The sequence below is a fragment of the Sphingobacterium sp. SRCM116780 genome, assembly GCF_021442025.1.
Classification (GTDB): Bacteria; Bacteroidota; Bacteroidia; order Sphingobacteriales; family Sphingobacteriaceae; genus Sphingobacterium.
The window spans coordinates 1,450,385-1,463,051 of the sequence record NZ_CP090446.1 but is presented as its reverse complement, the minus strand read 5'-3'; the positions used below and the strand labels follow the sequence as shown (position 1 = coordinate 1,463,051).

13 protein-coding genes and 1 tRNA gene are annotated in these 12,667 nt (G+C 31.0%); 3 read left to right on the top strand and 11 right to left on the bottom strand.

From position 1 onward, the window contains the following. Positions 1–27 precede the first annotated feature (27 nt). From LZQ00_RS06495 to LZQ00_RS06460, 8 genes are all read right to left on the bottom strand, one after another. Positions 28–480 carry a JAB domain-containing protein gene (locus LZQ00_RS06495; protein ID WP_234513503.1) on the bottom strand — a complete coding sequence of 151 codons (453 nt, stop codon included), beginning with the start codon at positions 478–480 and terminating at the stop codon, positions 28–30. Positions 481–489: 9 nt separating this feature from the next. Further along, positions 490–981, bottom strand: coding sequence for a hypothetical protein (locus LZQ00_RS06490; RefSeq protein ID WP_234513494.1), 492 nt, complete (start codon positions 979–981; stop codon positions 490–492). 15 nt (positions 982–996) lie between these two features. Beyond that, on the bottom strand, positions 997–1,404 hold the full coding sequence (locus LZQ00_RS06485) for a hypothetical protein (protein WP_234513492.1): 408 nt from the start codon (positions 1,402–1,404) through the stop codon (positions 997–999). 30 nt (positions 1,405–1,434) lie between these two features. Next, positions 1,435–1,950, bottom strand: coding sequence for a hypothetical protein (locus LZQ00_RS06480; protein ID WP_234513491.1), 516 nt, complete (start codon positions 1,948–1,950; stop codon positions 1,435–1,437). 280 nt (positions 1,951–2,230) lie between these two features. Continuing rightward, positions 2,231–2,494: a hypothetical protein gene (locus LZQ00_RS06475; protein ID WP_234513489.1), complete on the bottom strand. Its 264-nt coding sequence runs from the start codon at positions 2,492–2,494 to the stop codon at positions 2,231–2,233. A 49-nt stretch (positions 2,495–2,543) separates the two neighbouring features. Then, entirely contained in the window at positions 2,544–2,873 is a 330-nt protein-coding gene (locus tag LZQ00_RS06470) for a hypothetical protein (protein ID WP_234513487.1), read from the bottom strand. A gap of 495 nt (positions 2,874–3,368) precedes the next feature. Beyond that, positions 3,369–4,850, bottom strand: a complete 1,482-nt coding sequence (locus LZQ00_RS06465; RefSeq protein WP_234513485.1) for a primase-helicase family protein — start codon at positions 4,848–4,850, stop codon at positions 3,369–3,371. Positions 4,851–4,965: 115 nt separating this feature from the next. Continuing rightward, entirely contained in the window at positions 4,966–5,820 is an 855-nt protein-coding gene (locus tag LZQ00_RS06460) for a hypothetical protein (RefSeq protein ID WP_234513483.1), read from the bottom strand. A gap of 61 nt (positions 5,821–5,881) precedes the next feature. Between LZQ00_RS06460 and LZQ00_RS06455 the strand changes: the two genes are divergently transcribed. Further along, positions 5,882–6,295, top strand: a complete 414-nt coding sequence (locus LZQ00_RS06455; protein ID WP_234513481.1) for a hypothetical protein — start codon at positions 5,882–5,884, stop codon at positions 6,293–6,295. Positions 6,296–6,304: 9 nt separating this feature from the next. On the opposite strand, the gene LZQ00_RS06450 is transcribed toward LZQ00_RS06455, so the two are convergent. Beyond that, positions 6,305–7,420 (bottom strand): tyrosine-type recombinase/integrase, encoded by a 1,116-nt coding sequence (locus LZQ00_RS06450; RefSeq protein ID WP_234513479.1) that lies wholly within the window; start codon positions 7,418–7,420, stop codon positions 6,305–6,307. Positions 7,421–7,480: 60 nt separating this feature from the next. Between LZQ00_RS06450 and LZQ00_RS06445 the strand changes: the two genes are divergently transcribed. After that, positions 7,481–7,548, top strand: a tRNA-Met gene (locus LZQ00_RS06445). 909 nt (positions 7,549–8,457) lie between these two features. On the opposite strand, the gene LZQ00_RS06440 is transcribed toward LZQ00_RS06445, so the two are convergent. Together LZQ00_RS06440 and LZQ00_RS06435 are read right to left on the bottom strand one after the other, a co-directional pair. Further along, complete coding sequence (locus LZQ00_RS06440; RefSeq protein WP_234513461.1) at positions 8,458–9,654, bottom strand: serine hydrolase domain-containing protein; 1,197 nt, start codon at positions 9,652–9,654, stop codon at positions 8,458–8,460. A gap of 43 nt (positions 9,655–9,697) precedes the next feature. Next, positions 9,698–10,528 (bottom strand): helix-turn-helix domain-containing protein, encoded by an 831-nt coding sequence (locus tag LZQ00_RS06435; protein ID WP_234513452.1) that lies wholly within the window; start codon positions 10,526–10,528, stop codon positions 9,698–9,700. A 693-nt stretch (positions 10,529–11,221) separates the two neighbouring features. Between LZQ00_RS06435 and LZQ00_RS06430 the strand changes: the two genes are divergently transcribed. Continuing rightward, positions 11,222–12,433 carry a glycosyltransferase family 4 protein gene (locus tag LZQ00_RS06430; protein ID WP_234513444.1) on the top strand — a complete coding sequence of 404 codons (1,212 nt, stop codon included), beginning with the start codon at positions 11,222–11,224 and terminating at the stop codon, positions 12,431–12,433. The last annotated feature ends 234 nt before the right edge of the window (positions 12,434–12,667 follow it).

Genomic DNA, 12,667 nt, shown 5'->3' with positions numbered 1-12,667 from the left:
TATTTAAAATGCTAAACTAACAAATTTTTAATATTCCCCCCAACAATTCATCTTGATCCCAAAACTGTAATATTTATTAGCTGAGATAATAAGGTGGTCACAAACTTCAATATCTAGCAGTTTACCAGCTTCTATAATTTTAGATGTTAATTTTTTATCTGCTATACTAGGAATAAGATTTTCAGAAGGATGATTATGCGCAAGTATGATTTTTCTAGCTGACGCTTTTAAAGCAGTAGAAAATATAATTTTTGCATCTACCTGTACTGAATCCATCGCACCTTTAGCTAAATCTAAAATACCTATAACTTGATTGGCACTATTTAATAGCATGACCTTAAATTCTTCTTGATAAGCTATCAAACCTTTATCCCATTTAAAAAGAAAAGCTCTAAAGGCATCTTTAGAGCTTTTAACTATTGTTCTTTCATCTGCCCTGATTCTAGGCTTAAATGAAACTGTTACTTCTGATATATTCATATTTAATTTTTATTCACCAAATTCTCTGTAAGCTTCTACAATAACGAAATCTGTAGCTAAATCAATTATTTTATGTTTAGATTTTATATTATTAACCTTTGATACATAAGTCAAATAACTCCCTAATTTGATAGCTAGTTCATCAGCAGATGACAAAATTAACCCAATTTCTTTTTGAGTTAACCTTTCTAGGTCTATCAAGCCTGAAATATCTACACGACTTGTATTTTCAAAAGGGTCATAAAAGAATCCTAAATTTTCAAAATCTTTTGTTTTTAATCTTGCCTTGATAGAGTTAGAAATAGGCTTATTTAACTTTTTTTGAGACAATTTAATTTTCTCCTCATTTTCCTTTCTACTTTTGTCGTCAGAAGCTATTTTATAAGCGCTATTTGTTTGTCCTATATCACCAGACTTTATTAAGTCGCTTGTACCAATTATTACTATTATTGTAATAATTCCTATTATTGCATATTTAATTATAGACATTTTTTCTTTCATATATCATTTTCATTATTAGTCTTTTGAAAGTAATCTACTTCCAATTAACATACCTAAAACACAGCTTCCAATTCCACCTATTATTGAAGCTAGGTTTATATTGAATTCACAAGGAGGTCTGTCACCTGTCCAGCTATCTGCGCACTCTGGAAATACTATCCCACAAATCATTGCAAGTAAAATTATAGAAACCAATAAAGTTGCAATAAGGGTTGCAAATTTCGTTTCAAAAATTATATCTATTGTTATATAAATTAATACTGACAGTGCTAATGTAAGAACGTAATAAAAATTATTCATTCCTCCCAATGGTAACCACTGTAGTCTATCCATTTTAGATGTAATAAATCCAAATACAATACTTACACAACCAATAATTAACCATATGCCAATAAGATTATTCCTAGTTTTTTTATTTTCCATTTCTTTATGACTTATTTTGCATATTAAATTTTACTGAATCCATCCCATATCACTATCAAAATCTTCATCTGACCATCTTTCTCTTTCTTTAGCTTCATGAGTTTTAATGGTAGATTTTAAAAAGTAATCGAAAAAGCTTTCCTTATTTGAATGAATTTTTAACTTATCGCATCGCACAATAATGCTTAAACATAACTCTGTGAACTGATATTCTCTTTGGATTGTCCACTCGTAAGATGTATATAATGGAGATTTATTTATTTGTTCCATTAACTTCTTCACCACAATAAAAGATGCAAGACAAACAGTTTCTGGTATAGAAAGCATAAAGTATCTGCTTGAAGTTACAATTCGTACAATTTCGTTTCCAGATGGAACAACCTTTAAACTTACAGCATTTACTAGCAATTCGTTACAGATGTTAGAATTACTTACTTTATCAAATATTTTTCTTGAGTCGCCAAATCTCATATTATAGGCATAAGTAAAATAACCTATGTAGTCTGTTGCATGAGTTTCTAGTAGAATCGGATTATTAGTATCCATAAAATAGTTTATATATGGCTCAACACTATCCCATATGTTGATTAGATTAAAGAATAAAAGCGTGGGACTATAACCTAGAGCTGTTGAGAGAGGTACCTAGGAGACCCTGCACAAACAGATAGACTACGCCCCACGCTTTTATGCGCAGAACGTTACTCTAGCTGTCCTTAATGTGCATTTGAAAATTTCCTAGGTTTTCTCTACTATTAAGAACTTTAGATAACGTTTTTATATGTTATTTACTACTATTTCTTTTTTGAAAATTACTTTTAAATTTTTGTTAATTCTGACACAATAATACGAAATTTCTTATTCTATATACAAATTTACATTCAGAAACTATATCATAATCAACATGTGGTTTAATCTCACCTTCTATATCATATAAAATAATATTGTCATCATCAATAATAATTCGTTTCACAATCAAAATAGATGTATTTAAATCATGTCGTTTCCATTTAACTTGAAAAGGACACTTTTTTCTAAATAATTTGCCATTTTGGTCAACTAAAAGACAAGTAGCAGTTTTAAGTCGTTTCATTAAATTCAAATTTAAATGGTGCAAGAATTTTAGCTCTTGCACCATACAATTATACCGTTTCGAATACAGCTTCTTCCATTGTACTATCTTCATAATACTCATATCGGAAATCAAGCTTAATAACTTCACCACTTTCAGGAACAATATATTCATATACTCCACATTCAACCTTTTTAATTGTGCCAGTAAATTTTGTTCCTATCAAATCTTTACACGTTTGTTCGTTAAATGTCGTTGAGACAGAGGTTCTTCGTGCGTTCATATAAGACTTGCCACTTTGACTTTTAACTATTTCTGGTTGACCTTGCAACACTAAAAGAAAGAAATCTGTTCCATCTTCTTTAACTCTTTTTTTTAAATCTACTACAGTAACTGCCATTTTTTTAAGTTTTAAATTATAATACCATAATTCGATGGCGGGGTATTCTAACCCACCAAAACTTAGGGGGTGGTTTATTATGATGTGGTACTGCTGTGTAAATGTTCTCTAATTGTTTTATATTATATCTGCCTGAAAAGAGTGTATTAATTAAAGTCTATTTCATTCTCTTAAAAGGGATAATGTTCTTGAAACATGTGAATATTGACCCTTATAAAAAGAAAAGAACAATATTTATATCTTGCATTTGTATCTATAATCCCTGAATTCTAATTAATATTGATTGGTATTATTCCATAGAATCTTATAAAAAACTATATATTATATACATGTATAATCAACATTTGGTTCAAATGAGCTCAATTTCTAACGTGAGCTTGTACATATAAACACAAATGAATTTGGATTTAAGATTTAAGTTTTCTTTATAATATAGGGGTATATTCTTTTTTCTTACCTATAGCCCCCTGTTATATAGAAAACTTAAATCTTAAATCACGATAAAATTTTGAGGATTCCTTTCTTCATTAATTTGCACTCCATGTTGTTATCTTGCAAGTATGATTTTAAGGCATTTGTAAAACCTCTTTGCTGAATTTCAGGACTTTTATCATCATCTACATATTCTTTGTACATTTCCTTTGTACTGTACTCTTGAGTGCTTGTAAATGATAACTGCTCAAAATATAAGTACATATCAATACCATACTTTTGAATAAAAGCATTCTTTTTAAAATTAAGTCGAGGAGTTTTTACTAAACCATGTATAAGGTAAAATTTGATGCAATTCATCATAAACGAAAAAAATTTATTCCATTCAGATGTATCCCAATCTTCAGTAAAGAAACGACTTTTATGTTCGCTAATTATAGGCTTTAGATTACCTTCTCTGTACTTATCTTTGTAGAATGAGGAGAATTGAAGTATATATTGCCTTCTTTCTCTAGTGGAACCTTCGTAGGATAAGATATGGTTAGAGCTGACAATGAACTTTGGGGTTTCTTCTTTGGGCAATTCGATAATATCCCTGAATTTTTTCTCTACATTGATACCTTCTGATAAAACAGAGTTAAGACCGTCAATATCAAAATTTGTAGATACATCGTCGATAAAAACAACATCTGTATCTTCCTTTATCTGTTGAAACGCAAACTGCGATGTCAATTTCGCATTCTTTCCATTTATTTGAACAAAACCTTTAACGACCTGACGTATGGCTTGTGCAAACAACCCTTTCCCTGTTCCACCTTCTGGTATATTTCTCCCTGACATGACTTCATCGTATAATATTATTGCTTGTGCATTGCTGACATCATTATGTCTATGCAATAAATAACCCATTGCACTTCTAAAGGCATTTTTCCTTTCCTTAGTATCGTTCGTTATGTTTTTAATATAATCTCCAAATATAGAACACTTCCATTTTTCGGTATACTCAAAATCATGTTGAATAATTTGAGTAGAATAGAACACTTTCTCTCCCAAATCTGTATAACTCACCTCTTCTATGCTATCTGCTGTTATTTTTATGACAACATTTCTGAACGGCACATAAGATTCGTTTATCTTATCTCGGACTATTTCAAATGGAAGTATATCCATACTACCTAAAAAGTTTGGGTGAAATACAGCATCTATATTTCGCAGTAGTATTTCTTTTAACTGCTCTAGAGTAACTAAAGTATTCGAAGAGCCATAATTAATTTTATATCTCAAATTATTTTCTTCGATATATTTTACAACAAACTCTCTTATTTCTGTATGAGTGTAAGCTGTAATGATATGTGCATCTTTCCTATAAAACAAATAGCTCTTGTTTGGCAACTGCTTTTTATAGAAACCATTTTCCTTTAGGAACTCTAATAATCCATTTCGATAAATACTTACTACACCTTTTTTGTCAAAAGCCCAAATAGAATAACCTTTGATGCCCTCTTTATTGATTTTTGTTAAGTTGTTGAATTTTAATTCTAACATACGTTTAAATTATAACACAAGAAGTTTATTCGTCTTGTTGCCACAAAACAATGAAGAAATTTAAAGATATTAGAATCTTGGTCGCAGTTAGTCGCAGTTAAAAATTAGAGATATATTATTTAAAAAATTCAGTGAATTGTTTTCTTATAAATGTGTCATTATCTTTCTTAGTAGAATTGTTTATTTTATGCCTTTTTTTAGGTATTGGGATTTGACCACCCATATATTTCCAAAGAGCTTGCATGTACTCAGGGTCTGATAATCCAATAAAGAATAATCCCTCACTACAAAATAAATCTTTTATAGCCCATAAAATAGAACGGTTGTTTATACCCCCTCTATTATTCATCAAGCAGTTTCCTAATTCATCAACAGCACCTATTTTAAAAAGTATCTTGTCTAAAATAGCTAAGTATTTATCTTTCTGCATTTCTGAACCAACTAGTTTGGCTCTTAGATTAGAATAGTTCTCTTCTATTTGTAGCAGTTCCATAATCGAACCATAGCTTATACAATTGAAATCTGAAATTTTAGATTCAAGGTTGTTATAATTTTCTAATTCAATTCCATTTATTTGGATATAAGAATTTTTATGAATATAAAGGTCATTCTCGATTTTAAAGTTGTTTTTTAATTTTGTTAACCTATTGATTAATAGATTGTGTCTTTTTTTCCCTACTTGATATAATTCGGTTTCATTTGTCATAAACTCATACTCTATTCCATTTATAAATTGATGTAGGGAATATGATATTTTATTTTTCAAAGCCTGTTCTAAAATAATCTTAAGTGAAAGTAACTTTACCCGAAATGAAGCCATCTCATTGTATCCATTATAGTCGATAGAATACCAATCATCTGTATACAGTTCTTTAAAATTTTCTTTTACTATTTTAATATTTGCCCGTGATGTTAATTCAATATAACTGATAAAAGCATTTCCAACTAAATCACTCTTTGAAAATATCATTACATTTAAATTTTAATTATTGTAAATTGTTTTTTAATATTATCCAATATAATATATATTTATGAATCCTATTATTTTAGTGGCTATTATTTCTGCTACAGCTAGTATAATTGTAGCTACTGTTAGTTTTATTTTAAATAAAAGAGCAGAAAGGCGAGATTATTTACAACAGAAACGTTTAGCTCATTATCAGGAACTATTAGCTTCAATATCTGACCTTGCAATAAAACAAGATTTAGCAAAAGCAAATTTAAGGTTCGCAAATGCAGTTAATACTATTGGTTTGATAGCTCCACAAAATGTCATTACAGCACTTATGGAATTCCATAGAGAAATTAGAATATCAAATCCTAATTTCTCTATAGAAGGGCATGATACAAGACTAAAAGTGCTTATTTTAGAAATAAGAAAAAGTCTAAACTTACCTTATAAAGATAATCCTGAAACTTTTACATTTCATTTGGTTGGGATTTAATTAGAGTTCTTATATTTTAAAAAGATAATTTTTAATACTCTCATTATCAACAACTCCTAAACCCCTAAGATATTTTAAAGTAACTATCATATCTGAATGTCCCATTATCTGCTGTAATAAATGTATTTCTTTTGTTTTACGATAAATACTAACAGCAGACGTATGTCTAAAAGAATAGATAGTGTGGTTCTTTTCAACTATACCCAATTTAACCATTTTTGAATGACATCTTGTCCAAGCTGTACTAAAATAGGCTTCGTTATAGGGTGTACATGTAAAAGAAAAGATATTATCAATTACATCTATTCCCTTTATAAGGGAAAATATTTCGTCTCTTAAATTATCAGGTACAAAAACAATTCTAGGTCTACCACTTTTGTTTTCTTTAGGAGATAAATGAATTTCTGTTAAATCATTATAAAAATGCCCCTTAGTCAGTTTACGAACTTCTTGATGTGGTCTTAATAATGAAAAGTAGCTAATAAGGCAGCATAGATATAAATTATAATGATTCACTTTCAAATACTGAAGAACATTTTTAAGCTGTTCTTCAGTATATATTTTATGCAAATTTGGCTTGGACTTTAATCTACTGGTATTCTTTATATTGGGAACAGCAACCCCAAATTGTTTATCAACCTGTGAAAAAAGTACTGCTAAATCTCTTCTTTTATTCATATAGTACGTTCCTGAACTATTGAATTTTAAAAGGAAATTCTGAATTTTAGATTGTTCAATATTATTTATTTCTCCTTCCCTTTCGTCTTTTGATAGAAATTGAAGGAAATCATCACAAACTCTTTTCAAATTCCTAATATAATTGTGATTTAGATTTAATAGTTTTTTCTGTTTTAATGCTTCTATTAAAGCACACTCTGTTGAAAGTACTTGATTTATTTGTTTTGGTGGATAGTCGCCTTTTTCGATTACTTTCTTAAATTCAAAGAGCAATTCATTTAATAATGAAGTTCTTTTGCGAATAGTTGAAGCCAAATTAGGTTTTATTTCTACACCTATTTTCTTTCCATTATATTCTTTTATCCATTTATTATTGTGCTTAATTATAATGAACGCTCTCTTTTTTAAATCTTGGGGATTATATACTTTTATTTGGATTTCAGACATAATATTTTCTCATATTATATCTCACATTATTTTAAACATCTATTAACTGATTGATTATTAGCAGCTCAGTTGGTTAGAGTAGAAGACTCATAATCTTTTGGTCACTGGTTCGAGCCCAGTTGGGAGCACTTGATTTAAAACCCGTTTCTATTGTATAGAAACGGGTTTTATTCTTTCTATAACTGAACTATCAGATAGCTTTATAAATCAATACAATCTTTAACACTTTTTCTCACTTTTGATAGAAAATATAGATCTCTGAGAGAAGAGCATCCAATAGATCTTCTGTCTTCTTCAATCATTAAATGGATTTTATCTAAATTTACAATCCAGGATTGTACCAATCAAGTTGATTGTTACTTCTAAATCCATACTCCTGAGTCGAGGATGAAGTGAGGATAAAGCATATGCTAGGCGTTGTAAAAGCATTTTCTCGAGAAGAACCATCATAGCAGATGCTTAACACAGATAAACTGCAGGTTAAGCATGTTACGTTAATACGTGTATCCCTTGATGGCCATCTGTAGTAAGCATATAGGATGAATCTAGAACAACTGACACGTAAGACACAACTGTAGATATATCGTAGTAAATACGAATAAGTACCGAACATTGTTGGCACTTCTATGGACTTTAAAGGACTTACATGGACTTCCAAGGACTTTTGATTGTAAGATTACTGAAGAATTTAGCTGTCTGCAGGTACAAAACCGGATTATACGGAATTGTTTGGGAGATACTTTTAAGCATGCTGTTTACCATCCAATCTAATGACCCTTCGGGCATCAATAAAGTCAAAAGGTTTACGTTCGGTCTCTTGCAATATATATTCTTTAATAATGCTAAATTAAGAATTATTTAAATATCCCCCAGCAATTCAACCTGATCCCTTTTTCCACTAATTATAAAAGGCAATAAATAGTAACGATAAAAGCTGATTAAATTTCCATCATCTAATTAAATACAATTTAGTAATGATCTAGATACACCTTTTAGTGCAGTACAACGCCTATTGACTAAACAGTAGGATATTCGGATCAAAGCCTCACATACTTAACAAGTAAGGCAATGATTTCAGTTTTATCAGCTAAATACCGATTACATAAAAACACAGCACCCTGCCCTGTCGTAGGATTGAAAAAAAGAAAAGAACTCACTCCAGGGTCATCTCCATCATGTCCAATAGTACCGTTATTATACAGGTTCCAGAATATGCCTTTATTTCGATAAGCTAAACTTATGCCTTTGGGCGGATTGTCTTTTAAAAACTGTGGGGTGAACATCATTTGATATGATTCTTTGGTTAAAAGTCTTTGATTTCCGTTATAACCATTGATCAACGCTATTAAATATTTGCTTAGATCAGTTGTGTTTGTTCTAAGCCCACCGTCGGGATAAGTGATACACTGATAAAAAGGAAATGATGTCACCAGGTTATAATAAGGTTTGGCATATTTATTTAATTCTTGGGCATTTAAAAACCAACTGGAGTTTTTCATTTTAAGTGGTTTTAAGATATATTTTTCTGTAAACTCAGCATAAGTCATACCTGATTTGACCTCAATCAGATAGGCCGCTAGTGCAGATGCAATGTTACTATAATGTACTGAGCTACCTGGTTCATTTTCTGCAAAGTTGTTTGTATTATAATATCTTCCATCTCCCGCTAGGTAGTCACATAAGAATGTTTTGAGTGAGGTGTTCCTAACCTGTTTACGATAACCTAGATTTTGTAATATTTTATATGCCGAAGCATCGTATTCTGCAAATCCTTCATCAAATTGATAAGTGTCAGGGAAAATCGCAGGATTATCCAGAATACTGGAGCTATGGTTACTCAATTCCCTTACAGTAATCTCAGTCATTGGATAATTAGGATTCACTACTTTAAAAGGAAGTATGCTGTTGATATTGGTTTCTAAATTGAAATAGCCTAATTCAACTGCTTTCATCAAAGCGATAGCAATAAAAGTTTTACTTACAGAACCAATATTCTGTATCGTGTGTGAGGTGTATTTGGTTTTTTTTGAAACATCAGCGTAACCAAAATTGTGTTCATACAAGATTTGCTTTGAATTAACTAATATAACAGACATTCCAGTTAAACTGTCTTTTTTTACGATTTGCTCTAGTAATGTTGTAAGTGTATCAAGTCTAGACTGTCCGTAAGTAATTTGCGCATTGGCACAAAACAATACGCATCCAATAATAATCTGTTTCCATCTTTTCATCATGATTAATCTTAATTAGATTACAAAATTAGCTGACAGGAAAGTTCTATAATTGTAAAAAATCGAAATGTCCTGTTAACGGCAATATATATTCGCTTACCTTAAATTGAGCAGGTGCTTCTGAAATAATGCGTTTATATGATCGAATAAAGTGCGATTGATCGTAATACCCATGTCGGAGGGCAAGAGTGCCTAAATGACAATTATCGTTCGGATTACTCAAATCATCTATTAATTTCCTTAGTTGTAAAATAGATTGAATTTCTTTAGCAGTAAGGCCTACCAAAGTTTTAAATTTTTGCTCAACACGCCGTTGTGAATATCCAGAGGCAAAGGCTATATCGGAAATGTTTGCCTGTACTAATTTACCTGAACATAATCTCTTATACAACCATTGTATAAAACGGCTATCAACGTCTACATACATGTAAGCGTCCATCGCTTTATACAATGCCTGGATGACCGCTGCGTCGTTTCTTAGATCAATACCTAGAAACTGTTGGTGTATAAACTGATTGAGATATTCCAAGCTCACGATATCATTAACCAACTCATGCATAGAAATATTGGTAATAACTGGTGGCAACCAAGGTTTAATCTGTGCCATTATAGCTTTGGAATAAGGTTTCAAGATCATGCTTGCCCGTTTACTTATCTGTCCTGATAGATAAGTACCTGCAGGCAGTTCAATTGTTTTGCTTGCTAAATTTAACCAGATCCCATTACCACTAACGAAAACAATTGTACAGCATCCATTCGGTAGTGTATAGCTAGCTGGCGTAGAGAATGGATGTTGCAGATTATTTAATATCCAAAATTTTTGAATGTATGGCTTATAACATTCTTTAGTTGAAACCTCACTATAAAATTCACTCATGTTCCACTCATTTATTACAAATAAACAAGATTAATGAAAATATTCTGTAAAATAGAAGATACCATTCCTATACACGGTATTATTTATACTTGGCTAATCTTTTAAAATACGTAAAATTCTTACCTAGAAGACCTTTATTTTCATCAAGATTGTATGACAACAAACAGCTATCAATACATGAAAAACGAAATCCCTATCCAAAGCTACAGCCTATTGCTCGTTGATTATTTCAACAACAATAATCTGAAAATAATTTATTAACAAATCATTGCCGATTTTACTCTTAGACTTATAAGCTTTACACAATATACGTGTTACCTTAATCCAACCATGTACTGTAGTAATATGGTTGGTCCAAAGAAGAACAAAAGCATGAAATATTAAAAGCCCAAGATATAACCGAAACTATTCTTTTTATCTTGAAACAACCTAAACAAATAAATATCATAGAAATTCGTATAAAATCACTGCGTCAGTTTATGTAACTGCATTCGCTATAAAACATGAAGTTGGATTAAATGCGTATGTGGCAACAAGTACATATACGTAGAAGTAAAAGATTAACTCGTTTTTTACGTCAAATAAGCTTCTTATTTCAACATTCAACATCTTTGATTGTTCTACTCTAAACATGAGTTAATAAACTTAGCATTGACAGTAAGTGAAAAACCATTAAAACTAACATTGAAACACATGAAAATAGCTATCATAGGAACATACCCTCCACGAAAATGTGGAATTGCGACATTCACGCAGGATCTGTATAAATCTCTTATCATATTATCTGATGAAAAACATGGGATATTTTCTATTTCTGATGGATGTGAGGAAACTGTCCCAACAGAAGTTTCTTTCATCATCGATAAAGATGATGTAAATAGCTATCATCATGCTGCACAATTGATCAATCAAAACTACAATGCTTGTCTTATACAACATGAATATGGAATCTTCGGTGGTGAGACAGGATGTTATATCATAGATCTACTCCAAAAATTAACAGTACCTGTTGCTACCAATTTACATACAATCTTACAAAATCCCAGTATAAACGAAAACAAGATCCTCTGTCAATTGGCTCAATACAGTGACAAAATTACGGTAATGACTCCCTATGCTATTCAGATGTTGAAAGAAATCTATCAGATTGAGGAAGAAAAAATAACATTTATCCCGCATGGAGTTCCAGAGTTTACATATAACCAAAAAATAGCCAAAGAAAGACTTGGTTTACAAGATAAAAAAATTATGTTAAGCTTTGGATTTGTTGGACGAAATAAAGGTTTTGAAACGGCATTAGAAGCTATCGCAAATGTGGAAGAAGAAGATTTTGTTTATATCATATTAGGTACTACGCATCCCAATATATTAAAAGAAGAAGGAGAATTTTATAGGCTATCACTTATTGATAAAGCAAAGAAATTAGCGATTGACCATAAAATACAGTTCATCAATTCTTTTGCTTCCGAAGAGCTCCTGATCAAATATCTTAATGCTTGTGATATCTATGTCACTCCTTATCCTAATGAAAATCAGATAAGCAGCGGCACGCTATCTTTTGCTATTGGCGCAGGAGCAGCCGTCATATCAACACCCTATTGGTACGCAAAAGATCTTTTAGCAGAAGAAAGGGGCTTGCTTTTTCCATTTAAAGATGCAAAAGCACTCTCATTAATAATCAATCAGTTACTCAAAGATCCTGATTTATTAAAAAGATACAGAAGTAATGCAGCAAACTATGGTGCACAAATATCATGGCTAAATATTGGAAAACTTCAGCTTAATCTCATAGAAAGTCTACAGCAAGATCGGGCTGTATCAACACCGTCTTCATACATTACGAAGCAAAACAAACTAGTTGCTCCGATGTTTCCGACGAGCAACCATCATAGATTGTCATCGTAAACATACTGATGAATAGTGACGATAGCGGTTAGTTCTACTTGCTTCTATCCATTTACAACATTTATTATATAGCTAAAACTTAAAAAGGCATCTTAATTTATATTAGGATGCCTTTTGAAATTACAATCGTTTCCAATATTTTTCTTTTATCTATCATGGATAAAGTGAATAACGACCTATCGCGTTTTTGAATCCTTTCCCTTCATTAAATTAGCTAAAAAGAAGGATCAGCTT

Excerpts from the sequence above, each read along its gene's own strand:
- LZQ00_RS06495 (WP_234513503.1), bottom strand. The coding sequence starts at position 480 with ATGAATATATCAGAAGTAACAGTTTCATTTAAGCCTAGAATCAGGGCA.
- LZQ00_RS06490 (WP_234513494.1), bottom strand. The coding sequence starts at position 981 with ATGAAAGAAAAAATGTCTATAATTAAATATGCAATAATAGGAATTATT.
- LZQ00_RS06485 (WP_234513492.1), bottom strand. The coding sequence starts at position 1,404 with ATGGAAAATAAAAAAACTAGGAATAATCTTATTGGCATATGGTTAATT.
- LZQ00_RS06480 (WP_234513491.1), bottom strand. The coding sequence starts at position 1,950 with ATGGATACTAATAATCCGATTCTACTAGAAACTCATGCAACAGACTAC.
- LZQ00_RS06475 (WP_234513489.1), bottom strand. The coding sequence starts at position 2,494 with ATGAAACGACTTAAAACTGCTACTTGTCTTTTAGTTGACCAAAATGGC.
- LZQ00_RS06470 (WP_234513487.1), bottom strand. The coding sequence starts at position 2,873 with ATGGCAGTTACTGTAGTAGATTTAAAAAAAAGAGTTAAAGAAGATGGA.
- LZQ00_RS06465 (WP_234513485.1), bottom strand. The coding sequence starts at position 4,850 with ATGTTAGAATTAAAATTCAACAACTTAACAAAAATCAATAAAGAGGGC.
- LZQ00_RS06460 (WP_234513483.1), bottom strand. The coding sequence starts at position 5,820 with ATGATATTTTCAAAGAGTGATTTAGTTGGAAATGCTTTTATCAGTTAT.
- LZQ00_RS06455 (WP_234513481.1), top strand. The coding sequence starts at position 5,882 with ATGAATCCTATTATTTTAGTGGCTATTATTTCTGCTACAGCTAGTATA.
- LZQ00_RS06450 (WP_234513479.1), bottom strand. The coding sequence starts at position 7,420 with ATGTCTGAAATCCAAATAAAAGTATATAATCCCCAAGATTTAAAAAAG.
- LZQ00_RS06440 (WP_234513461.1), bottom strand. The coding sequence starts at position 9,654 with ATGATGAAAAGATGGAAACAGATTATTATTGGATGCGTATTGTTTTGT.
- LZQ00_RS06435 (WP_234513452.1), bottom strand. The coding sequence starts at position 10,528 with ATGAGTGAATTTTATAGTGAGGTTTCAACTAAAGAATGTTATAAGCCA.
- LZQ00_RS06430 (WP_234513444.1), top strand. The coding sequence starts at position 11,222 with ATGAAAATAGCTATCATAGGAACATACCCTCCACGAAAATGTGGAATT.